Source organism: Glaciihabitans arcticus, from assembly GCF_004310685.1.
GTDB lineage: Bacteria > Actinomycetota > Actinomycetes > Actinomycetales > Microbacteriaceae > Conyzicola > Conyzicola arctica.
The window spans coordinates 1,993,125-2,015,255 of the sequence record NZ_SISG01000001.1 but is presented as its reverse complement, the minus strand read 5'-3'; the positions used below and the strand labels follow the sequence as shown (position 1 = coordinate 2,015,255).

The window sequence follows — 22,131 nt, the reverse complement described above, 5'->3', positions numbered from 1 at the left end:
AGCGATTAACGCGGCAGGGTTTGGCGGATCAGCCCCGCGTCGCGCAGGTACAGCTCGGCATGCGCGGCCGCGTCTGCATTGTGCTCGGGATGTGCCAGCGTCCACGCGGCCAGATCCTCGAGGCGCAGCACGACCTGCGCGAGCAGGTGCTCCCGGTCGAACTCGGCCCCGTACTGCTCGAGGAGCCGGTCGAGTCGGGCGTCCGCTTCCGCTCGTGGCCCGCCCGGCTCGGAGCTGAGCGGCACAAGCCGGTAGGCCAGGTAGGCGAGGTCCCACGCGCGGGCGCCGGGGCTCGCCATGTCCCAGTCGATGACCCCGGTCATCCTCTCGCCCTCGAAAGCGAAGTTGTACGGCGCGAAGTCGTTGTGGCAGATGACCTCGGCGGGCTCGTGGCTCGGCTGGCGCCAGACGGCGTCGGTGCGGTCAAAGTCGACGGTGGCGTCGTGGAAGTTGCGGAGCATCCACGCGGAGGTGTCGAGGGTCTGCTCGGACCAGACGTGCTCGGGCAGCGGATAGTTCGGTACGTCCCCGGGGAGGAAGCCGAGAATCTCCTGTTCGCCCTCCGAGCCGCGCGGCTCGGGAACCCAGTCGATGCCGCGGTCGCGCACATGTTCGAGCAGTCGGTGGATCGTGGGCGTCCACGGGCCGGACCCGCGGAGGACGGTATCGCCACGCCGGGTCACCGGGGTGGAGTTGCCGCCGATGAGGGGCGTGTCAGGGAGCGCTGACGGGAGCGGGAAATCGCTCATTCTCGTCTTCGTACACGTTGAAGCGGTATCCGACGTTGCGCACCGTGCCGATGAGCGACTCGAGGTCGCCGAGCTTCGCGCGCAGGCGGCGCACGTGCACGTCGACCGTGCGGGTGCCGCCGAAGTAGTCGTAGCCCCAGACCTCGCTGAGCAGCTGTTCGCGGGTGAAGACGCGCGACGGGTGGGTGGCGAGGAAGCGCAGGAGCTCGAATTCCTTGAAGGTCAGGTCGAGCGGCTTGCCGTGAACCTTCGCCGAATAGCTGGCCTCGTCGATGACGACGCCCGAGGCGTGGATCTTGCTGCTGGACTTGTCCTGCGCCTGGCGGCCGATCGCGAGCCGGATGCGGGCGTCTGCTTCAGCGGGGCCGGCGTTCTCGAGGAGAACGTCATCCACACCCCAATCGGCACTGACAGCGGTCAGGCCGCCCTCGGTGAGTACCAGGATGATCGGCACGGTGACACCGGTGGTATGCAGGATCTTGCACAGCGACTTGGCGCTCGCGAGGTCGAATCGCGCGTCGACGAAGATGAGGTCGCACGCGGGCGCGGTGATGAGCGATGCCGGCTCGGCGGGAATCTGCCTCGTTTTATGGCTGAGTAGCCCCAATGCGGGAAGGACTTCGCTGTCACCCGCAGAGGTCAGGATGAGCAGCTGCGCCACGGGTCCTCCAAAGTGCGTTCTGACAGTCTACCGAGTGTCACGTACGCCCCCGGTAACATTGGCCCGTGACCCTCAAGCTCGCCAGCGTGATCCCGGTGTGGATCCTCGCCATCATCGGCGCCATTCTGGTGGCCACTCTCGCCGATCGCACCTCGCACGCGAACGGCTTCTTCGCGGGCGCCGGCGGGTATCTCGACTGGCTCGGGATCGTGTTCGCGATTCTCGTCATCCTCACCTTCGTGGTGCAGCTGCTCATCCAGCGCTCGGAGGGTTTCGTATCGCGGGTGGTTGCCAGCATCGTGGGCTCGCTGCTCATCCTCGCGGTCGCGACCGCGTTTCTCGTCTTTCTTCCCCACTGATTGCCCGGCGGCGAGCGGTTCGAGCGGTTAGGCTGGAGTCATGATTCTCGCCCTGGAACTCTTCTTCACCGGACTGCTCATCCTGGCGAGCCTGGCGATCGCGTACACGTCGGTCGTGGTGCTCTACAACCTCTTCCGCGGCCAGCGCTGAGCGCACCCCGGCGCAGCCGACAATGATTGATCTTCCCGCCCACCTGCCCTCTGAGCTGGTGCCCCTGTCCTGGCTCATCGGACTGTGGGAGGGAACCGGCGTCGTCCACTACAAGGTGGGGGATGAGATCGTCGAACGCGAGTTCGGCCACCGCCTGAGCTTTTCGCACGACGGTCTTCCGTACCTCAACTACACCTCGTACACGTGGTCGCTCGATGAAGAACTCACCCCGCATGCGACCGAGAGCGGCTACTGGCGTCTCGCCCGTCCCGCCGAGGACGGCGACCAGGGCCCCGGCATGTTGCCTGGCGTCGGCCCGCGGCCGTACAACACCGCCGAATCCGTCGAGACGCTGCGCAACGCGGCGGGCGGTTTCGACATCGAGGTCTCGATCGTCCACCCGCGCGGTGTCAGTGAGCTCTACCTCGGCCAGGTCAAGGGTCCGCGCATCGACCTCGCGACCGATGCGGTTATGCGCACCGCGACCGCCAAGGAGTACACGGCAGCCACCCGGCTGTACGGCCTCGTCGAGGGAAAGCTGCTCTGGGCCTGGGACATCGCGGCCCTCGGTCAGGACCTCCGCACCCACTCGTCAGGAACCCTCTCCCGTGTCGAATGAATTCGAGACCCTCCCCGGAGCCGTCGGTTCCCCGCCGCAGCATTACGGCAACCCGCTCGGCGAGCAGAAGGCTCTCGCTGCAGGCACCGCGGTCGTCGACCTGTCGCACCGCGCCGTCATCAGCCTCACCGGTCCCGACCGCCTGAGCTGGCTTGACTCGCTGACCTCGCAGTCGGTCGCACGCCTCGCGGCCGGTGAGTCGAGCGAGACCCTGCAGCTCGACCCGAACGGTCACGTCGAGTTCGCCGTGCGCCTGCTCGATGACGGGGATGCCGCGTGGCTCCTGGTCGACGCCGAAGAGGCCGAACCGTTGCTCACCTGGCTCACGCGCATGAGGTTCATGAAGCAGGTCGAGATCGCCGACCGGTCTGCGGAGTTCGCGACCATCGGATCACTCGGGACTCCGGCGCTAGCACCCGCCGTCTCGCACGGTGTGCCTCTCGTCTGGCGCGACCCGTGGGCGGCCGTCGTCGCCGGAGGGCACCAGTACGCCCTCACCGCCGCGCACCCTGCCGCCGACTGGACCTACAGTGAGATGCTCATCGAGCGTTCCCGTTTGGCCGAGGCCGCCGCGCTTCCCGTCGCCGGCCTGCTCGCCCTCGAAGCGCTGCGCATCGCCGCGTGGCGTCCGCGCTTCGCGACCGAGGTGGACGAGAAGACGATCCCGCACGAACTGGACTGGCTGCGCTCCGCTGTGCACCTGTCGAAGGGCTGCTACCGCGGCCAGGAGACGGTCGCCAAGGTGCACAACCTCGGTCACCCTCCGCGTCGGCTTGTACTGCTGCACCTCGACGGCTCCGACGGTGTGCTGCCCGTCGCGGGTGACATCGTCGCGACGCCCGAGAAGGACGTCGGGCACGTGACGAGTGCCGCCCTGCACTACGAGTTGGGGCCGATCGCGCTTGCCGTGGTGAAGCGCTCGGTCGACCCCGCCGCCCCGCTCGCCGTCTCCACGGACGGCATCCGCATCTCCGCGGCGCAGGAGACCATCGTTCCCACGGATGCCGGCGCCGAGGCCGACATTCCCCGCCTGCCCCGCCTCGGCGCAGTTCCCCGCACCCGCTGATCATGGCCGAGGGCACGCAGGCCGCGCGGCTGCGGAAACTCGAGCGCAACATCCGCCGCCGTCTCGATGCGCGGGTCGCGCTTCGCCGCGCCTGGGCTTCGGCTCCTGCCGCCCTGCAGATCGTCGTGGCCGCTACCGCCGCCTATGCCGTCGCCCACTACGGTCTGGGCCACGCGGTGCCGCTCGTTGCGGTGACGGTGACGATCTCGGCGCTGGGCTTTGCCCGGGATGCCCGTCCGCGCCGGGTGCTGGAGTCGGTGATCGGCATCCTCGTCGGCATCGCACTGGCCGAGGTGCTGCTGCTCGTCGTCGGCCAGGGCATCTGGCAGACCTCGCTCGTGCTGCTCGCGACCCTGCTCGTTGCGCGACTCGTGTCGCCGAGCAATGCGTTCGCTGTCGCCGCGGGCGTGCAGTCGATGCTCGTGATGCTGCTGCCGGCGCCCGACGGGGGCGTGTTCGTGCGCAGCCTCGACGGGCTGATCGGCGGGGTGATGGCGCTCGTGGTGACGGCGCTGATCCCGCGGGATCCCCGTCGCATCGCCCTCGCCGACAGCCGCACCCTGCACTCGATTCTGAATGAGTCGCTCGCCACGGTCGTGACGGCTCTCGAGCGGGCGGACGAACCGGCCGCCTCTCTGGCGCTGGAGCGCCTACGTCGCACCCAGGCGGTCATCGACGAGTCGGGGGCCTCGCTCGAGACGGCGATCGCCGTGAGTCGCATCTCCCCGTTCCTGCGACGGCACCTGCCCGCGCTGCGCCAGCAGGAGCGCGTGAACACGGGGCTCGACCTCGCCGCCCGCCATCTAAGGGTGATCACCCGACGCATCGATTTCCTGGTTCGGGATGGCGTTCCCCGCCCCGAGCTCGCGTCGCTGGTGCGCCGCGTCGGGGAGGGGCTCGCCGGGCTGCCGCACTCCCGGGATGTGCTCACCGATCTCGCCCGTGAGCTGGATCCCGACGTCTGCCTCCCCGGTGCGGACATGACGGACACGATCGTTGTACACCTGCTGCGGCCGCTTGTCGTGGATCTGCTGGTCGCCGCCGGACTCACGCTGGATGAGGCGCGGGCGATGCTGCCGCGGGTCTAACTCCAGGCGAACCCTCGCGGCGCGACCGCATCCCACGCGACGGTGAGCTCGCCGAGGCGCGAGCGAGCGCGGGAGGAGAGCACGGGCCATCCCGAAGCCTTCAGGGTCTCGACCGTGGCGATCCAGCGCTGCGACGGGCCGTAGACGCCGAGTGGCGCGTGCACCTGCCACGCCCGGTCGAGCGCGAGCATCAACTCGTGCACCGGTTCGCCGGGCACGTTGCGGTGGATGAGCACCTTCGGCAGCCGCTCCGCGACGATGGACGGCTTCTCCACGCTGGCGAGGTGCAGGGCGATGGTCAGGCTCGCGGGGCCGGCGGACGTGACATCCACCCAGCTGGCGACGCGGCCGACTTCGCTGCAGGTCCCCTCGACGAGCAGGCCGCCGGGCTGCAGGCGGTCGACCATGCGGTGCCAATTGTCGAGCACCTGCGACTCGTCGTACTGCCGCAGCACGTTCAGGGCCCGGATGACGGCTGCCTTCCGCCCGTTCGCCAACGGAACCTCGAACCCGCCCAGCCGAAAACTGACTCCCGGCTTGGCACTGCGTGAGGCGAGGGCGACACGCGCCGGGTCGATCTCGATACCCACCACTTCGACGTCGGGGCGCACCTTCGCGAGGCGGTCGAACAGTTCGAGGCTGGTGGTGGCGGATGCCCCGTAGCCGAGATCCACCACGAGCGGGTCGTCGGCTCGCCTGAGCGCGGGGGATGCCGCGATCCAGCGGTCGACGCGACGCAACCGGTTGGTGCCGGTGGTTCCACGGGTGATCTCGCCGATGGGCATGGATCAAGTATCGGTGATCGAGCGCAGTCGAGATCGGGCCGAGCGGAGCCGAGGCCTAAACTATTTGCATGACGTACACGCTGATCCTCCTCCGCCATGGCAACTCCGACTGGAACCAGAAGAACCTCTTCACCGGATGGGTGGACGTGCGTCTCAGCGACCAGGGCGTCACCGAGGCGAAGCGTGCGGGCGAGCTGCTCGCGGCGTCGGGCCTCAAGCCGACGATCCTCTATACGAGCGTGCTGACCCGCGCGATCCAGACCGCGAACCTCGCGCTCGAGACCGCCGACCGCCTGTGGATCCCGGTCAAGCGCTCCTGGCGCCTCAACGAGCGCCACTACGGCTCGCTGCAGGGCCTCGACAAGGCGGAGACCCTCGCCACCTACGGCGAGGAGAAGTTCATGACCTGGCGTCGCAGCTTCGACGTGCCGCCGCCCGAGCTCGAGGACGACGCCGAGTACAGCCAGGTGCACGACGAGCGCTACGCGGGCATCGACGGCGAGATCCCCCGCACCGAGAGCCTCAAGATCGTTATCGACCGCATGCTTCCCTATTGGGAGAGCGACATCATCCCGTCGCTGAAGAACGGCGACACCGTGCTCGTGACCGCGCACGGCAACTCGCTGCGCGCCCTCATCAAGCACCTTGACGGCATTTCGGATGACGCCATTGCTGAACTCAACGTCCCCACCGGAATCCCGCTCGTCTACGAGCTCGACGACAACTTCGTGCCGACCAAGCCGGCCGTGTACCTCGACCCCGAGGCTGCGGCAGCGGGCGCGGCTGCGGTCGCCGCGCAGGGTAAAAAGTAACCCCTAGGGAAGAGGGTTTAGCGCGTCGTACTCGCGGAACGAACGGTTCACGGCGACGATCAGCAGCACGAGGCTCATGATCACGAGCCCTCCGAGCAGCGAGGGCAGCCAGAGCAGGGTCGTCGCGGCGATGAGTCCGACCCAGGCGTCACCGACGCGCGGGCCGCCCGTGACGACGACGATAAAGACGCCCTGCATGCGTCCGCGCATCGCATCCGGAACAGCCGACTGCAGCATCGAGGTGCGGAATACCGCACTGATGTTGTCCGCACCGCCCGCGCCGGCGAGGGCGAGGGAAGCGAAGATCAACGCGGGCAGGTTCGCGGATGCGAAAGAGTCGGTGATCGATCCTGACGCGGAGGAGCCGAGCGGCAGCAGTACAAGACCGAACAGCGCCATGAACCCGCCGTAGGCGACGACCGCATTCCGGATGGCGCGTCCGTGCCAGCGCACCTGGCCGAGGCGCCCAGAGAAGACCGAGCTCAAAAACGCACCGACTGCGAACGACGCCGTCAGCACGGCTACCGTGATCGCGCCGCCGCCGATGACCAGGGCGCCGACCGCCGGGAAGATGACCCGGGGCATCCCGAACGTCATGGCGACGATGTCGATGAGGAACGACGACCGGATGTTCGGCGCGCGCCTCAGGAACGTGAAGCCCTGCAGCACGGCCGAGAAGCCGGGGCGCTGAGTGCCGCCCTCCGGAAGGATTGCGGGGAGGGTGATCAGCCCCACGAAGGCGGCGAGGAAGAGGACTGCGTCGACGGTGTACGTCCACTGCACGCCGACGGTGGAGACGAGCGCCCCCGCGAGGGCCGGGCCGAGGGCGATCGCGGCGCCGAATCCGATGCCGTTGAGTGCGGAAGCCGCGGGCAGCAGGCGCGCATCGATGAGTCGCGGCACGATCGCCGAACGGGTGGTGCCGACGATGGTCGTCGCGACGGCGTTGATCGTGGTGAGGGCGTAGTACATCCAAAGGGTGTCGACGTGCAGCCAGGCGAGCGTCGCGAGACCGATGACCGAGAGCCAGGCAGCGGTCTCGGCAATGAGTGCAACGATGCGTCGGTCGAAGCTGTCGGCCAGGAGGCCGCCATAGATGCCGGCGAGGATCATCGGCAGAAGTCCGACCACGCCGACGAGGGCCACGGCCGAGGTCGAGCTGGTGAGCTGGAACACGTGCAGACCGACCGCGACGACGGTCATCTGCCCGCCGATGTTGGCGATGTTCGTGCCGAGCCACAGTCGGAAGAATGCGGGACTCTCGCGGAACGGGGTCAGGTCGACGAAGTGGCTGCGGCGGGGGACGACGACGGGCTCGGTGGGTGGAGTACTCATGCGGTGATCCAGCCTACGCGCGCGGCGGTCAGGCTCGTACAGCTCCGCAGGAGATCTCGTCGGACGTCTTCCCGAAAATCCTGCGGAACTGCTCAGTCCGCCGCATCTCCCGCGGAGCGGCTGCGTTTCTCAGGAGATTGGAGCCGGGAGGGTCAGCTCACACCGGGGTCAACCGATCGCTCGACCCCACCCTCGGTGAGTTCATCGTTCGCCTCGACGGCCGACGCGCCGCCCAGTTCTTCAGGGACGGGGTCGACGGGCGTCGGAGCGTCCGGGGGAGTGGGGTCCTCGTGCGCCGGCGCTATCGAGGGGGCCTCGTCGGGGCTGGGGGTGAAACCGGGAGCCTGGGGATCGGACATGGGATTTCCTTTCGTCCCTGCCCAGCCAACGCCTGTATCGCTCCGAATTCAAGGCGGTTCAGCGAGTGTGGAGCTTAGGAGGGGGCGACTACCCAGTCACCGGTCGCGAGGTACTGCACCTTCTTGGCGATCGAGACCGCGTGGTCGGCGAAGCGCTCGTGGTAGCGCGAGGCGAGGGTCGAGTCGACGGTGTCGATCGCCGCACCCTTCCAGGTCTCGCCGAGCACCTTGTCGAAGACGCTGAGGTGCAGTTCGTCGATGCGGTCGTCGTCGTTGCGGATCTCCTCGGCGAGGCGCACGTCCTCCGTCTTGAGCAGTTCGACCAGCTTGTTGGCGATGGCGACGTCGAGCGCGCCCAGCTCCTGGAAGGTTCCGCGGAGGCTCTTCGGAACGACCTTGTCGGGGAAGCGGTAGCGCGCGAGCTGCGCGATGTGCTCCGACATGTCGCCCATGCGCTCGAGGGACGCGCTGATGCGCAGGGCCGAGACGACGATGCGCAGGTCGCGGGCGACCGGCTGCTGGCGGGCGAGGATGTTGATGGCGAGCTCGTCGAGCTCGAGGGCCGCGAGGTCGATCTTGTCGTCGTCGGCGATGACGGTCTCGGCGAGCGAGACGTTCGACTCGTTGAAGGCCTGGGTGGCGTTCTGGATGGATACAGCGACGAGAGTTGCAATCTCTACGAGGCGCTCCTGCACCTCGGCCAGTTCCTGCTGAAACACTTCGCGCATGTTCGAATCCTTATATTTTCTGCGGATCTGATTCCGCGTGGTTGCCTCTGCAGTCCGGGTTCACACTGCCCCGCCGAGGTTAACAAAGGGTGTTGGGCACCTGAACAGTCCGCAACGTGACGCGGCTGTTTACCCTCGGCAGTGAGGCCGTCTCTCAAGTTGAAACTAATCTAGTCGCTATGGACTCCACTTGGCTGGTGCCGCTGTCGCTGGCCTTTGGCCTCTTCGTCGGCGCCGGTACCGTCATCATTACCGTTGTGGCGGCTCGTCGTGGACAGCGTGCGGTGGATGTCGTCAGCTCGAGTGTCCCGGACGGAATCGACCAGGTGCTCGACGCCCTCGAGTCGGCGGGCGTGGTGCTCGACCCCTCGAACAACGTCATCAAGGCCAGCCCCGGAGCGCTCGCTTTCGGCCTTGTGTACAACGGATCGCTGGTTCATCCCGAACTCATCAAGCTCGTCGACAAGGTGCGCCGCAAGGGCAAGACCATCGTCGAGGAGCTGCACCTCGCGCGCGGTCCCTTCGGTGATGCCAACATCTACCTCTTTGTGCGGGTGGCCCGACTGGGCGCGCGGTACGTGCTCGTACTCGCCGAGGACCGCACCGAGTCGTATCGGCTCGACGAGGTGCGCCGCGACTTCGTCGCCAACATCAGCCACGAACTCAAGACCCCGATCGGCGCGGTGAGCCTGCTCGCCGAGGCAATGGCCGAGGCCTCCGATGACGCCGTGCAGGTGCGCAAATTCGCGAAGCGTCTCACCAAGGAGTCGGAGCGGCTTACCCGCATCACGCGCGAGATCATCGAGCTGTCGCGCCTGCAGGCAGCCGACGTGCTCACCAAGCCCGACCTCGTCGATATCGACCACGTCGTCGCGATAGCCATCGACCAGAACCGGGTTGCCGCCGATTCGCGCCGCGTCAACCTCGTGAGCGGCGGGGACGCGGGCGCCGAGGTCTACGGCGACGAACCGCTGCTCGCCGTCGCGCTGCACAACCTCGTCGCCAACGCGATCCAGTACTCGGCGAAGGGGTCACGCGTCGGCGTCGGCGTGAGCCACGAAGACGGCATCGTCGAGATCGCGGTCACCGACCAGGGGGTCGGCATCCCCGAAGAGGATCTGGACCGCGTCTTCGAGCGTTTCTATCGGATCGACCCCGCGCGCAGCCGCCACACCGGCGGTTCGGGGCTCGGCCTGAGCATCGTCAAGCACGTCGTGCAGAATCACGGCGGCGACGTTCGTGTTTGGTCGCAGCCGGGAAGCGGCTCGACGTTCACCATCCGCCTGCCGGAGGCCTCCTCCGCAAGCGCAGCCAGTCTGGGAGAAGAACAGTGACCCGCATTCTCATCGTCGAAGACGAGGCCTCGCTGAGCGAGCCTCTTGCCTACTTGCTCGGTCGGGAGGGCTACGAGACCACGATTGCCGCGGACGGCCTCACCGCCGTCGCTGAGTTCGACAAGAACGGTGCCGACCTGGTGCTGCTCGACCTCATGCTTCCCGGGCTGCCGGGCACCGAGGTGTGCCGTGAGATCCGCACGCGGTCGAGTGTGCCGATCATCATGCTGACGGCCAAGGACAGCGAAGTGGATGTCGTTGTGGGGCTCGAGCTCGGCGCCGACGACTACGTCACGAAGCCGTACTCGACCCGCGAGCTCCTCGCCCGCATCCGCGCCGTGCTGCGTCGTCGCTTCGAGCCGGAGGGCGACGACGAGTCGATCCTCGAGGCCGGAAGCGTGCGCATGGACGTCGAGAAGCACTCGGTCACCGTCGACGGTGAGATCACCGCGATGCCGCTCAAGGAGTTCGAGCTTCTCGAGTTCCTGCTGCGCAACGCGGGACGTGTGCTCACGCGCGGCCAGCTGATCGACCGCGTCTGGGGCTCCGACTACTTCGGCGACACCAAGACCCTCGACGTGCACATCAAGCGCATCCGCTCGCGTATCGAGTCGGTTCCGTCGGAGCCGACGATGCTCGTGACGGTGCGCGGCCTCGGCTACCGCTTCGAGGCGTAGGCGTAGGCGCTTCGAGCCGTAGGCGCTTCGGCGTCGGCCGGGCCTGACGGCGCTACGGCGCCGGCGTCTCGGTCGGGATCGGGGTGCCGGTCGGCTCGGGCGTCGGCATCTCGCCGGGCGCGAGGTCGCTGTACTCGAAGGTGGGCTCGAGGATCGGCACCTTGAGCGACAGGCCCTCTTCGCTGCCGTACTGCAGGTAGACGTCGTACAGGCCGCCGAGCGTGGTGTCCACGTCGCGCAGCACGAGCTGCTCGTCGCCGTCGCCACCGAGGTGAACCGTGGTGCCGGCCGCGATGCCGATGGTCACCGTGGTCTTCTTGCCGTCCGCCGTCGCGTACTGCAGCTTCACGTTGATGTTCTCGTCGCTGTTATTGACGAAGTTGCCAAGGAGGGACACCGACGTGCCGTCCTCGGAGATGCCGAGGAGGTTGAGCACCTTGACGTCGCCGACCGTTCCCTGCACGCCGTCGCTCGGGGCGTACTCGATCAGCGTCGCCTGCGTTGCGAAGAACGTGCATCCGCTCGTTCCGAGCATCAGGGCCGCGGCGATGGACAGGGCTGCTGCACGGCGTGCAATCACTGGAGCCTCCAGAAAGTAAGAGAACGGCCACGAATAGGCGGTCGAAACCGCTGGAGCCTGCTCCCGATTCTAGCCTGAGACGGCAGGACGGCTGGGCAGCCGACCCGGGCTGCCGTGAGGGCCCTGTGATAAACTGGGTTCCTTCGAAAGGACCCGCATTCATGTTGTTTGAGGTCGGCGAGACGGTCGTTTATCCCCACCACGGTGCAGCAACAATCACCGAAGTGAAGACGCGGATGATCAAGGGCGAAGAGAAGCTGTACCTCAAGCTCAACGTCACCCAGGGGGACCTCGTCATCGAAGTTCCCGCAGAGAATGTCGACCTCGTCGGTGTGCGCGACGTAATCGGACAGGACGGCCTGGACCGCGTCTTCGATGTGCTGCGCGCGCCGTTCACCGAAGAACCCACCAACTGGAGCCGCCGCTACAAGGCCAACCTCGAGAAGCTCGCTTCGGGAGACGTGATCAAGGTCTCCGAGGTGGTTCGCGATCTCTGGCGCCGCGACCAGGACCGCGGCCTGTCCGCCGGAGAGAAGCGCATGCTCGCCAAGGCCCGCCAGATCCTCACCTCAGAGCTCGCGCTCGCCGAGAAGACCGACGAGGAGAAGGCAGCCAGCCTCCTCGACGAAGTGCTCGCGTCCTAAGCGCACTCGGTGACACTCGGAAGCACAACCCCATCCCCGTCCGTCCTTTCGGTGGCGATCATCATCGTCGCCGCAGGCAGTGGAACCCGGCTCGGCGCGACGGAGCCCAAGGCCTTCGTCGACGTCGCGGGGCGCACGATCCTGGAGCGCGCGCTGCGCTCCGCCCTGTCCATCGCCGAGCCCGCGCAAATCGTCGTCGTGGCACCGGCCGAGCGACTCGAGCAGGCGAACACGATCGTCGCGCGGGCGGCGGGGGCGGCATCCTCTTCTCTCACCGTGGTGAGCGGCGGGGACACCCGGCAGCAGTCCGTGGCCGCGGGGCTCGCCGTGCTGGGCGACGGCATCGAGATCGTGCTCGTGCACGATTCGGCACGATCGCTCACGCCGCCGACTCTTATCGAGGCGGTCATCGCCGGGGTGCGGTCGAGTGGCAATGGCGTCATCCCGGGCCTGCCGGTGGCTGACACGATCAAACAGGTCGACTGGATGGGCTCGGTCGAACGCACCGTCGACCGTGCACCCCTGGTCGCCGTGCAGACGCCTCAGGGCTTTCCGCGTGCGGCACTGGTCGACGCCTACAAGACTGCGAGCGATGATTTCACGGATGACGCGGCGCTCGTCGCAGCGGCTGGACTCGCGGTGACCGTGATCGACGGCGACCCCCTCGCATTCAAGATCACCACCCCGTGGGACCTGGCGCGCGCGGAATCGCTTGTGGCAGCGTCACCGGCGGCGCCGAGCTGGCGCACGGGTGTCGGCATCGACGTGCACTCCTTCGACGCGGATGCCCCGCTCTGGCTGGGCGGCCTGCACTGGCCCGGGGAGCCCGGTCTCGCCGGACACAGCGACGGCGACGCCCTCGCGCACGCGGTCTGCGATTCGCTGCTCTCCGCTGCCGGGCTCGGCGACATCGGCGCAACGTTCGGCACCGACGACCCGCGCTTCGAGAACGCCCATGGCGACGTGTTCCTCACCGCAACGGTCGAGCTGGTGCGCGCCGCGGGATTCGAGATCGGCAACGTCTCGGTTCAGCTGGTCGGCAACCGCCCCAAGGTCGCCCCCCGTCGCGCCGAGATGGAGGCGCACCTCAGCGAGGTGCTCGGTGCTCCGGTGAGCGTGTCCGCGACCACCACCGATGGGCTCGGATTCACCGGGCGCGGTGAGGGTATCAGCGCCGTAGCGACAGCACTGGTGTATAAACCGTAAACTTGCCCGGTGACTGTTCGGCTCTATGACACCAGAACGCAGGCCATCGCCGACTTCGCACCCCTCGTGCCCGGCCAGGTGGGCCTGTACGTCTGTGGTCCCACGGTGCAGTCGAGCCCGCACATCGGGCACCTGCGCTCCGCTCTCGTCTACGACCTCTGGCGTCGCTGGTTGACCTACCGCGGGCTCACCGTGACCCTCGTGCGCAACGTCACCGACATCGACGACAAGATTCTGGCCAACGCTTCCGACTCGGAGGAGTGGTGGGCTCTCGCCTACCGCTATGAGCTCGAGTTCAGCGACAGTTACCGGCGCCTCGGCATCCTGCCGCCGACCTACGAGCCGCGCGCGACGGCGAGCGTGACCCAGATGCAGGACATCATCCAGCGCCTCATCGACCGCGGTCACGCGTACCAGGCCGAAGACGGTTCCGGCGACGTCTACTTCGACACGGCCTCCTGGCCCAGCTACGGCGAGCTCACCAACCAGAAGCCCGCCGACATGGTCGCAGCGGGAGACGCCGACCCGCGCGGCAAACGCGCCCCGCAGGACTTCGCGCTCTGGAAGGGTTACAAGTCGACCGAGCCGGTCTCGGCAAAGTGGGAATCCCCGTGGGGCGATGGGCGACCCGGCTGGCACATCGAGTGCTCGGCCATGAGCTCGCGCTACCTCGGCCCGCACTTCGACATCCACGGCGGCGGACTGGACCTGCGCTTCCCGCACCACGAGAACGAGCTCGCCCAGTCCAGTGCTGCGGGTGACGGTTTCGCCAACTACTGGGTGCACAACGGACTCGTGAACGTCAACGGCCAGAAGATGTCGAAGTCGCTCGGCAACTCCATCTACGCTGCCGAGTTCCTCGACCTCGCCCGCCCGCTCGTGGTGCGTTACTACCTGGGCTCCGCTCACTACCGCTCCACCATCGACTACCACGACGGCGCGCTGGTCGAGGCAGAGGCAGCACTGGAGCGCATCGAGACCTTCCTCGACCGGGCGGCCCGCCGCCTCGAGGGAACACGTTTCCTGGCCGAGGGTGCGCAGGTCATCCCGAACGAATTCGGCGAAGCGATGGATGACGACCTTGCCGTGCCGCAGGCGATCGCCGTGCTGCACGACCGGGTGCGCGCGGGCAACGCGGCGCTCGACAATGAAGATCTGGGAGCCGCGGCCAGCATCCGCGGTGAAGTGCTCGCCATGACCGAGATTCTCGGTATCAATCCGGATGCGCCCGAGTGGCGCCCTGCCGGCTCAGACTCGGCGGAACGCGCGCTCGGCGCGCTCGTCGAAAAACTCATCGAAGACCGGGCGACGGCGCGGGCGGAACGCGATTTCGCTGCAGCCGACCGAATTCGTGACGAACTAGCGGCCGCAGGCATTACGGTCGAAGACACCCCCACCGGGGCACATTGGAGTATCAACTCGTGAAGAATCCAGGCAACAAGCCACGCGCCGGCGCAGTGCGCAAGGGACGCAAAGGCCCGCAGGTAGGTTCCGGCGGCCAGGGTCGCCAGGCGCTCGAGGGCAAGAAGCCCACGCCGAAGGCCGTCGACCGCCCATACCACCCGGCAGGCAAGCGCAAGGCTGCGGCCGACCGTTTCGAGGCATCGGGCGGACGCCGCAAGGTCGGCCAGCCCGACGGCGCACCCCTGCCCCCGCGCCAGCAGCAGCGCAAGGCGAAGTCGAGCGACGAGGTCGAGGTCGTGACCGGCCGCAACTCGGTGCTCGAGGCCCTGCGCGCCAAGATCCCGGCGACCACCCTCTACGTGGCGACGCGCATCGAGTACGACGACCGCGTGAAGGAGGTCATGAAGCTCGCGACGAGCCGTGGCATCCCGATTCTCGAAGTGATGCGCCCCGAGCTCGACCGCCTCGCCGGATTCGACTCGGTGCACCAGGGCCTCGCTCTCAAGGTTCCGCCGTACGAGTACGCGCACCCGATGGAGCTGCTCGAGAAGGTCATCTCGCAGGGCAAGGTTCCGCTGCTGGTGGCCCTCGACGGCATCACCGACCCGCGCAACCTCGGTGCGATCATCCGCTCGGTCGCCGCGTTCGGTGGCCAGGGTGTCATCGTTCCGCAGCGTCGCTCGGTCGGACTCACCGCATCGGCGTGGAAGACCTCGGCCGGTGCCGCGGCCCGCACGCCCGTCGCCATGGCCTCGAACCTGAACCAGACGATCAAGGCCTACAAGGATGCCGGCGTCTTCGTGCTCGGCCTCGACGGCGGCGGGGACGTCTCGCTGCCCGAGATCCAGCTCGCGAAGCGCCCCGTGCTCATCGTCGTCGGCAGCGAGGGCAAGGGGCTGTCGCGCCTCGTCACCGAGAACTGCGACGCGATCGTGTCGATCCCGATCAACGCCTCGACGGAGTCGCTCAACGCTGGCATCGCCGCCTCGGTGACGCTGTACCAGATCGCGACACTGCGGGCCGCGAAGAAGTAGTTTTCACGTCTGAGCCGGTTTCGGCGGAATGAGCTCGCCATGGCGGACTCGAACCGCCGAAACCGGCTCTTTCTCGTTACGGCGCGACGAGCTCGCGTGCGTCGAGAGCCACCGGGCTGGCCGCCTCGAGGGCGTCGAGCAGGTCCTCGTAGAGGTCATCCACGTGCTCGAGCCCGATCGAGAGCCGCACGATGCCGGCACCGGGCCGCGCCGACGCCTCAACCGGCCGGTGGGTGAGCGACGCGGGGTGCTGCACGAGCGAGTCGATGCCGCCGAGCGAGACCGCGTGCGTGATGAGCGAGCATGCTTCGGTGAACCGGGCAGCGGCCTCGTATCCACCCAGGTCGAGGGCGATGAGCGAGCCCGCCCCCTCCGTCTGGCGTCCGATGAGCCCCGACGGATCCTGCCCGGGCAGCCCCGGGTAGAGCACGCGCGCGATCGCCGGGTGGCCGACAAGGCGTGAGGCGAGCAGCCCCGCCGTCGCCTGTTGCGCCCGAACCCGAAGTGGCAGGGTGCGCAGCCCGCGGTGCAGGAGATAGGCGGCCATGGGATGCAACAGCCCGCCGGTCAGCGCGCGCACCTGTCGAAGGCGCACCACCCATTCCGCGTTCGTCGCCACAACCCCGCCCATCACGTCACCGTGGCCTCCGAGGTACTTGGTCGCGCTGTGCAGCGAGATGGCCGCGCCCAGCTCGAGTGGGCGCTGCAGCACGGGAGTCGCGAAAGTGTTGTCGACCAGCACGGGCACGGAGCCCGCGGCATCCACCACAGCACGGATGTCGGTCAGTTCGAGCGTCGGGTTCGCGGGCGACTCGAGAATGACGAGCCCGGTGTCGTCTCGAATAGCGGATGCCACCTGTTCGGCCGTCACCCAGGTCACCGAGGTGCCCATGAGCCCCGTGGCGAGCACGTGGTCGGAACCGCCGTACAGCGGACGCAGCGCGACGACGTGCGGCTTGCCCGCCGTGACCGAGGCGAGCAGGCACGCGGTCAGCGCGGCCATGCCGGTGGAGAACGCGACGGACCCCTCTGAGCCCTCCAGCTCGGACATCGCGTCTTCGAACCGCGCAACGCCCGGCTGCCAGAGCCGCTGGTACACGGCGGAATCGCCGGGCACGAGGTCGCCGCCCATCGCCAGGTTCTCGTAGGAGTCGCCGCCCGACTCGACGCCACCGAGCGGACTCGTCGCCGAGAAGTCGATCGGCGGCACATGAAGCCCGGCTGCGCGCAGCCCCTTCATTCCGGCATGCACGGCTCGGGTTTCGATGCGGGCGTCGTTGATCATGGGGCTACCGAACCAGAATCCGCGACCGAGCTCAATTGATCTTCAAGAAAGTATCGAAATCAATGCTGAAATCGTAGAATCTGCGTATGGATGAGATTGATAAGGCTTTGCTCAAGGCGGTCGTCGCGAACGCCCGGATCTCGGGCTCCGCGCTCGCCGCCTCGATCGGGATCGCCGAGTCGACGGTCTCGCTGCGACTCAAACGCCTCACCGAGGCCGGCTACATCCGCGGCTACCACGCCGACCTCGACGTCGCCGCGATCGGCTCCACCATCCAGGCCCTCATCGCCGTGCGGCTCGGTCGGCTGGTGCGCGAGGACGCCGAGGCGTTCCGCCGCACAGCCGTGGGCTGGCCCGGAGTACTCGCGCTGTTCCACATGGGCGGTGCCGACGACTACCTACTGCACGTCGCGGCCCGCAACGCACCCGACCTGCGCGACTTCGTGCTGCGCTACCTGGCGGCGCATCCCGCCGTCGCGCACACCGAGACCAACATCATCTTCGAGCACGTGCCGGGGGAGGGCCTCGGCCACCTGCTGGCTTAGACCTTTGTGCGCCAGTCCTCTTCGTCGACGATCTCGTTCTGCGTGGTGATCGCACCGGTCGCCGGATCGATGACGGTTCGCTCGTCGCGGCGGTGGCGCAGCACGTTCTCGACGTAGCTGCTCACGGCCTCGGCGAGGGGCACATCCCGTTTCTCGTTCTGCGACATGTACCAGCGGTGGTCGAGCAACTGGTGGAACACCTCGGCCGGCTCGAGCTTGCCCTTCAGTTCGTTCGGGATGGCCCGGCTCACCGGCTCGAACACGCGGGCAACCCACTCGTGGGCCACCACCTCTTCATCGAGGCTCTTCTTGTCAAACGTGGCGATGTAGGAGTCGAGGTCGTTCAGCAGGCGGCGAGCCTGGTTCTCCTGCGCGTCGAGGCCGGTGAGGCGGAGCAGGCGACGCGAGTGGTGACCGGCATCCACCACCTTCGGTTGGATGCGCACCTTGGTGCCTGTTTCGTCGGTCTTGATGGCGAGTTCCTCGATGTCGAAGCCGAGCGAGTTGAGGCGCATGACCCGCTCGTTGATGCGCCAGCGCTCGCTCTGGTCGAACTGCTCGGAGCCGGTGAGCTCCTTCCAGAGCATGCGGTACTGGGCGACGATGCCGTCGGCGATGGCCACGGAGTCGACGTCTTCGGCGAAGCGCCCGCCGGACTGCAGGTCGAGCAGCTCGCCGGCGATGTTGACGCGGGCGATCTCGAGGTCGTTCTCGCGCTGTCCGTTCGAGAGGCCGTCGTAGAGCTGGCCGGTCTCCGCGTCGACGAGGTAGGCGGCGAAGGATCCCGCGTCGCGGCGGAACAGAGTGTTGGAGAGCGAGACGTCGCCCCAGAAGAAGCCGGCGATGTGCAGGCGCACGAGAAGCACGGCGAGGGCGTCGACGAGACGGGTCGCGGTGTCGGGGCGAAGGGCCTGGGAGAAGAGCGCGCGATACGGCAGGGAGAACTTGAGGTGACGCGTGACCAGCACGGACTCGAGCGCCTCGGCGTCATCGGCCGTCCTGTTCGTGATGACCGCGACCGGGTCGACGCAGGGGATGTCGAGCCGCTGAAGAGTGCGCAGGAGGTCGTACTCGCGCTTGGCGAGCTCGGCGGAGGTCTCCTTGATGGCGACGACATAGCCGCTGAGGTTCACGAAGCGCACGAGGTGGCGCGAGATGCCCTTGGGCAGCGCCGCGATGACCTCGTCGGGCCAGACCTCGAGGGGCAGGTTCCACGGCAGGTCGAGAAGGTTGGGGTCGACCGTCGCCGCCGTGATGTTCAGTGAGCCGCTCATGCAATCATTCTTTCGTTAACGCGAGAGTGGGCGGCGCGAAATGCGCCGCCCACTCCGGTACAGCGTGAATTAGGCGGAGATGGCCTTCTTGGTCAGGCGCAGGCCCGACTCGGTGTCGAACACGTGCACGTGGTTCGGCTCCGGGAGGATGAAGACCTTGTCGCCGGCGTTCGGGTGCGCGCGGCCGTCGACGCGGGCGACGATGTCGACGCGGTTGCCGTCGATGTCGGTGTGGCCGTAGAGGTAACCGTCGGCGCCGAGTTCTTCGACGAGGTCGACGTCGACGGGGAGGCCCTCGCCGGTGGTCGAGACCTTGACGTCTTCGGGGCGGATTCCGATGGTGACCTTGCTGCTCGATGCGCCGCCGAGGGTCTCGCGGTCGACGGCCGCGGTGGCGGTGCCGAACTTGAGGCCACCGTCGACGACGTCAGCGTCGAACAGGTTCATGGCCGGGCTGCCGATGAAGCCGGCGACGAACACGTTCTGCGGTGCCTCGTACAGGTCGCGGGGCGTTCCGACCTGCTGCAGCACGCCATCCTTGAGCACGGCGATGCGGTCACCCATGGTGAGCGCCTCGGTCTGGTCGTGGGTGACGTAGACGGTGGTGACACCGAGACGACGCTGCAGCGATGCGATCTGCGTACGCGTCTGCACGCGCAGCTTGGCGTCGAGGTTGGAGAGCGGCTCGTCCATGAGGAAGACCTGGGGCTGGCGAACGATCGCGCGACCCATGGCAACGCGCTGGCGCTGGCCACCGGAGAGCGCCTTCGGCTTGCGGCCGAGGTAAGGCTCCAGGTCGAGCAGCTTGGCAGCCTCGAGCACGCGGGTGGCGCGCTCGTCCTTGTTGATGCCGGCGATCTTGAGCGCGAAGCCCATGTTCTCGGCGACCGTCATGTGCGGGTACAGCGCGTAGTTCTGGAAGACCATGGCGATGTCACGGTCCTTCGGGGGAACGTCGGTGACGTTGCGGTCGCCGATCAGGATGTTGCCCTCGTTGACCTCTTCGAGGCCGGCGAGCATACGCAGGGAGGTGGACTTGCCACAACCGGAGGGGCCGACGAGGACGAGGAATTCGCCGTCTGCGACCTGCAGGTCGAGGGCGTCGACTGCGGGGCGGGTGGAACCCGGGTAGAGACGGGTTGCCTTGTCAAAAGTGACTGATGCCATGACTATTAATGCTCCTTCACCGGCAGGTACGTGCCGGACGATCCGTAGTGAATGGAATGGCGGCGGTAAACCGCCACGGTCATTATGTCACCTAGTCTTGTTCAGCGGCAGTGTAGGAGTCTCCCAGACTGCCCTCGTACTCTTACTGAGGCGCTGTCTCGATTCGCGCCGACACCCGAAACGACTTTCCAGTGAGGTTCCATGACCTACGGCATTCCAGGCCGTGACAGCCTGAGCAAGAACGAGCGCCGCGAGGCCGCACGCGAAAAGGCGAAGGCACTGCGCGACTCACAGCGCAAGAAGGACAAGCGCACCCGGCTGTTCATCCAGGGCGGCGTTCTCATCGCTCTGGTCGCCGTCGTCGCAGCGGTCGCCATCGTGCTCATGGTCACGATCAACAAGCCCGCGAGCCCCGGTCCCCGAAACATGCTGAGCGATGGGATCCTCATCGGCGAGGACTTCGTCGCCAAGCCGACCGCAGGTCTGCAGCCCGGACAGACCCCCGAGCCGAACGAGCGGGACGAGACATCCGAAGTCATCTCCATCCAGCTCTACATCGATTACTTCTGCCCCGTCTGCGGTGCGTTCGAGAAGGCCAACGGCGAGCAGATCTCGGCCTGGGTCGAGTCGGGTGCTGCCACCGTCGAGATCTTCCCGTACGCGATCACCGACAGCGTCTCGCAGGGCACCAAGTACGCCACACGCTCGGCGAACGCCGCGGCCTGTGTTGCCGACGAATCGCCCGACCAGTACTTCGCCTTCCACCAGGTGTTGTACGACGACCGCCCCGATGAGGGAACCCCCGGCCTGACCGACGAGCAACTGATCAAGCTGACGAAGGATGCCGGGGTCAAGAACGAGAAGAAGGTCGCCAGCTGCATCCAGGGCCAGACCTTCTCGAGCTGGGTCGCCGACGCGCGCACGCGCCACCGCAACGGCCCGATCCCCGGGGCGAACATCGACTTCATCGAGGGCACCCCGACGGCGATCGTGAACGGTGTTAAATACACCGGACCCCTGAATGACGCCGAGGCGTTCTCCGCGTTCGTGCTGCAGATGGCGAACACGAGCTTCAACGAGAACTCGACGTCGACGCCGACCCCGACCCCCACGCCGACCGTCAAGGAGTAGGCTACGGCAGATCCACGGTCGCGCCGAGGGCGCCTGTTCGGTCGTCAACCCTCAGGTTCGGCCGCGCGGCACGAGGCAGGATAGAACCATGCGAGCAACCCTGATCTACGGCGCCGGAGACGTGCGCATCGAGAATGTCCCTGACTCCGTCATCCAGCAGCCGACCGACGCCGTGGTGCGTGTGTTGGCCGCCTGCATCTGCGGCAGCGACCTGCACCCGTACCACTCGATGAAGCCCACCGAGAAGGGCCGCACGATCGGTCACGAGTTCGTCGGAGTCATCGAGGATGTCGGCGCGGATGTCACGACTCTCGCCAGGGGCGACGTCGTGATCGCGCCCTTCGCGTGGTCAGACGGGACCTGCGTGTTCTGCCAGGAGGGACTGCAGACCTCGTGCCTGCACGGCGGATTCTGGAATGCGAACGGCGTCGGGGGAGGACAGGCCGAGGCGGTGCGGGTTCCGCAGGCCGACGGCACCCTCGTCAAGGTGGATGTGCCCGAGGACTCCCCGCTGCTGCCCTCGCTCCTCACCCTCTCCGATGTATACGGCACCGGGTATCACGCGGCGCTCAAGGCCGAAGTTGGTCCCGGCTCGATCGTGACAGTCATCGGCGATGGTGCGGTCGGCCTGATGGCTGTGCTCTCCGCGCGTCGCCTGGGGGCGGAGCAGGTCATCCTCATGGGACGCCACACGGTGCGCACCGACCTCGGGATCGATTTCGGGGCGACCCACGTCGTCGCCGAGCGCGGCGAAGAGGGCATCGCCCTCGTGCGCGAACTCACCGGCGGGCTCGGCAGCCACGCCGTGCTCGAGGCGGTCGGCTACCGCGAGGCCTACGACCAGGCGCTTGGCGTTGTGCGGCCGGGCGGCGTCATCTCCCGTGTCGGCATGCCGCAGTACACCGACGCACCCATCGGCATGGCGAGCCTGTTCGGCCGCAACATCCGCCTCGCGGGGGGCCCGGCGCCGGTGCGCGCCTACATCGAGGAGCTGCTGCCCGACGTGCTCGACGGCACCGTCGATCCCGGTCGCGTCTTCGACAGCACGATCGGGCTCGACGAGGTCCCCGATGGCTACCGCGCGATGGACGAACGGCGCGCCCTCAAGGTGCTGGTGAAGCCATAGCGATCGTCAGCT

General features: G+C 67.4%; 24 protein-coding genes. 14 read left to right on the top strand and 10 right to left on the bottom strand.

Features of this window, described 5'->3' with window-relative positions; all coding sequences use genetic code 11:
* Positions 1 to 5: 5 nt before the first annotated feature.
* A complete protein-coding gene (locus EYE40_RS09840) occupies positions 6 to 749 on the bottom strand; it encodes a phosphotransferase (RefSeq protein ID WP_130981776.1) in 744 nt (247 codons plus the stop codon).
* Positions 715 to 1,410: a response regulator transcription factor gene (locus EYE40_RS09835; RefSeq protein ID WP_130981775.1), complete on the bottom strand. Its 696-nt coding sequence runs from the start codon at positions 1,408 to 1,410 to the stop codon at positions 715 to 717. Before EYE40_RS09835 ends, EYE40_RS09840 begins: the two co-directional genes overlap by 35 nt.
* A gap of 65 nt (positions 1,411 to 1,475) precedes the next feature.
* On the opposite strand from EYE40_RS09835, the gene EYE40_RS09830 reads away from it, so the two are divergent.
* From EYE40_RS09830 to EYE40_RS09815, 4 genes are all read left to right on the top strand, one after another.
* A complete protein-coding gene (locus tag EYE40_RS09830; RefSeq protein ID WP_130981774.1) occupies positions 1,476 to 1,769 on the top strand; it encodes a hypothetical protein in 294 nt (97 codons plus the stop codon).
* Positions 1,770 to 1,942: 173 nt separating this feature from the next.
* Positions 1,943 to 2,539 carry a heme-binding beta-barrel domain-containing protein gene (locus EYE40_RS09825; RefSeq protein ID WP_130981773.1) on the top strand — a complete coding sequence of 199 codons (597 nt, stop codon included), beginning with the start codon at positions 1,943 to 1,945 and terminating at the stop codon, positions 2,537 to 2,539.
* Positions 2,529 to 3,605: a CAF17-like 4Fe-4S cluster assembly/insertion protein YgfZ gene (gene ygfZ, locus EYE40_RS09820; protein ID WP_130981772.1), complete on the top strand. Its 1,077-nt coding sequence runs from the start codon at positions 2,529 to 2,531 to the stop codon at positions 3,603 to 3,605. Before EYE40_RS09825 ends, ygfZ begins: the two co-directional genes overlap by 11 nt.
* 2 nt (positions 3,606 to 3,607) lie before the next feature.
* On the top strand, positions 3,608 to 4,693 hold the full coding sequence (locus EYE40_RS09815) for an FUSC family protein (protein WP_130981771.1): 1,086 nt from the start codon (positions 3,608 to 3,610) through the stop codon (positions 4,691 to 4,693).
* Here EYE40_RS09815 and EYE40_RS09810 read toward each other — a convergent pair.
* A complete protein-coding gene (locus EYE40_RS09810) occupies positions 4,690 to 5,478 on the bottom strand; it encodes a methyltransferase domain-containing protein (protein WP_130981770.1) in 789 nt (262 codons plus the stop codon). The genes EYE40_RS09815 and EYE40_RS09810 overlap by 4 nt on opposite strands.
* Positions 5,479 to 5,546: 68 nt before the next feature.
* Here EYE40_RS09810 and EYE40_RS09805 point away from each other — a divergent pair, with 68 nt between their 5' ends.
* On the top strand, positions 5,547 to 6,290 hold the full coding sequence (locus tag EYE40_RS09805) for a phosphoglyceromutase (protein WP_130981769.1): 744 nt from the start codon (positions 5,547 to 5,549) through the stop codon (positions 6,288 to 6,290).
* 3 nt (positions 6,291 to 6,293) lie between these two features.
* On the opposite strand, the gene EYE40_RS09800 is transcribed toward EYE40_RS09805, so the two are convergent.
* The 3 genes from EYE40_RS09800 to phoU all read right to left on the bottom strand — a co-directional run bounded on the left by EYE40_RS09800 (position 6,294) and on the right by phoU (position 8,712).
* A complete protein-coding gene (locus tag EYE40_RS09800; protein ID WP_130981768.1) occupies positions 6,294 to 7,625 on the bottom strand; it encodes an MFS transporter in 1,332 nt (443 codons plus the stop codon).
* Positions 7,626 to 7,777: 152 nt separating this feature from the next.
* Entirely contained in the window at positions 7,778 to 7,984 is a 207-nt protein-coding gene (locus tag EYE40_RS09795; protein ID WP_130981767.1) for a hypothetical protein, read from the bottom strand.
* Positions 7,985 to 8,058: 74 nt separating this feature from the next.
* A complete protein-coding gene (gene phoU / locus EYE40_RS09790; RefSeq protein WP_130981766.1) occupies positions 8,059 to 8,712 on the bottom strand; it encodes a phosphate signaling complex protein PhoU in 654 nt (217 codons plus the stop codon).
* A gap of 179 nt (positions 8,713 to 8,891) precedes the next feature.
* On the opposite strand from phoU, the gene EYE40_RS09785 reads away from it, so the two are divergent.
* Entirely contained in the window at positions 8,892 to 10,046 is a 1,155-nt protein-coding gene (locus EYE40_RS09785) for a sensor histidine kinase (RefSeq protein ID WP_130981765.1), read from the top strand.
* Positions 10,043 to 10,723, top strand: a complete 681-nt coding sequence (locus tag EYE40_RS09780; RefSeq protein WP_130981764.1) for a response regulator transcription factor — start codon at positions 10,043 to 10,045, stop codon at positions 10,721 to 10,723. Before EYE40_RS09785 ends, EYE40_RS09780 begins: the two co-directional genes overlap by 4 nt.
* A gap of 52 nt (positions 10,724 to 10,775) precedes the next feature.
* On the opposite strand, the gene EYE40_RS09775 is transcribed toward EYE40_RS09780, so the two are convergent.
* Complete coding sequence (locus EYE40_RS09775) at positions 10,776 to 11,303, bottom strand: hypothetical protein (protein ID WP_130981763.1); 528 nt, start codon at positions 11,301 to 11,303, stop codon at positions 10,776 to 10,778.
* 161 nt (positions 11,304 to 11,464) lie between these two features.
* Between EYE40_RS09775 and EYE40_RS09770 the strand changes: the two genes are divergently transcribed.
* The 4 genes from EYE40_RS09770 to rlmB are packed head-to-tail and all read left to right on the top strand — an operon-like array spanning position 11,465 to position 15,591.
* A complete protein-coding gene (locus EYE40_RS09770; RefSeq protein ID WP_130981762.1) occupies positions 11,465 to 11,947 on the top strand; it encodes a CarD family transcriptional regulator in 483 nt (160 codons plus the stop codon).
* A gap of 9 nt (positions 11,948 to 11,956) precedes the next feature.
* Positions 11,957 to 13,153 carry a 2-C-methyl-D-erythritol 4-phosphate cytidylyltransferase gene (gene ispD / locus EYE40_RS09765; protein WP_193554501.1) on the top strand — a complete coding sequence of 399 codons (1,197 nt, stop codon included), beginning with the start codon at positions 11,957 to 11,959 and terminating at the stop codon, positions 13,151 to 13,153.
* Between the two features lie 9 nt (positions 13,154 to 13,162).
* Complete coding sequence (cysS, locus tag EYE40_RS09760; protein WP_130981760.1) at positions 13,163 to 14,578, top strand: cysteine--tRNA ligase; 1,416 nt, start codon at positions 13,163 to 13,165, stop codon at positions 14,576 to 14,578.
* Positions 14,575 to 15,591: a 23S rRNA (guanosine(2251)-2'-O)-methyltransferase RlmB gene (rlmB, locus tag EYE40_RS09755; protein WP_130981759.1), complete on the top strand. Its 1,017-nt coding sequence runs from the start codon at positions 14,575 to 14,577 to the stop codon at positions 15,589 to 15,591. The genes cysS and rlmB overlap by 4 nt, the downstream gene beginning before the upstream one ends.
* A 76-nt stretch (positions 15,592 to 15,667) precedes the next feature.
* On the opposite strand, the gene EYE40_RS09750 is transcribed toward rlmB, so the two are convergent.
* The gene (locus tag EYE40_RS09750) at positions 15,668 to 16,876 is read right to left on the bottom strand and encodes a trans-sulfuration enzyme family protein (protein WP_130981758.1); all 1,209 of its coding nucleotides are present in this window, start codon (positions 16,874 to 16,876) and stop codon (positions 15,668 to 15,670) included.
* A gap of 86 nt (positions 16,877 to 16,962) precedes the next feature.
* On the opposite strand from EYE40_RS09750, the gene EYE40_RS09745 reads away from it, so the two are divergent.
* Complete coding sequence (locus tag EYE40_RS09745; RefSeq protein ID WP_130981757.1) at positions 16,963 to 17,421, top strand: Lrp/AsnC family transcriptional regulator; 459 nt, start codon at positions 16,963 to 16,965, stop codon at positions 17,419 to 17,421.
* Here EYE40_RS09745 and EYE40_RS09740 read toward each other — a convergent pair.
* Positions 17,418 to 18,695: a DUF4032 domain-containing protein gene (locus EYE40_RS09740; RefSeq protein WP_130981756.1), complete on the bottom strand. Its 1,278-nt coding sequence runs from the start codon at positions 18,693 to 18,695 to the stop codon at positions 17,418 to 17,420. The two genes, EYE40_RS09745 and EYE40_RS09740, sit on opposite strands and share 4 nt — an antisense overlap.
* A gap of 69 nt (positions 18,696 to 18,764) precedes the next feature.
* A complete protein-coding gene (locus EYE40_RS09735; RefSeq protein ID WP_130981755.1) occupies positions 18,765 to 19,862 on the bottom strand; it encodes an ABC transporter ATP-binding protein in 1,098 nt (365 codons plus the stop codon).
* 201 nt (positions 19,863 to 20,063) lie between these two features.
* On the opposite strand from EYE40_RS09735, the gene EYE40_RS09730 reads away from it, so the two are divergent.
* Complete coding sequence (locus tag EYE40_RS09730) at positions 20,064 to 20,993, top strand: DsbA family protein (protein WP_130981754.1); 930 nt, start codon at positions 20,064 to 20,066, stop codon at positions 20,991 to 20,993.
* Between the two features lie 88 nt (positions 20,994 to 21,081).
* Positions 21,082 to 22,119, top strand: coding sequence for an alcohol dehydrogenase catalytic domain-containing protein (locus tag EYE40_RS09725; RefSeq protein WP_130981753.1), 1,038 nt, complete (start codon positions 21,082 to 21,084; stop codon positions 22,117 to 22,119).
* The last annotated feature ends 12 nt before the right edge of the window (positions 22,120 to 22,131 follow it).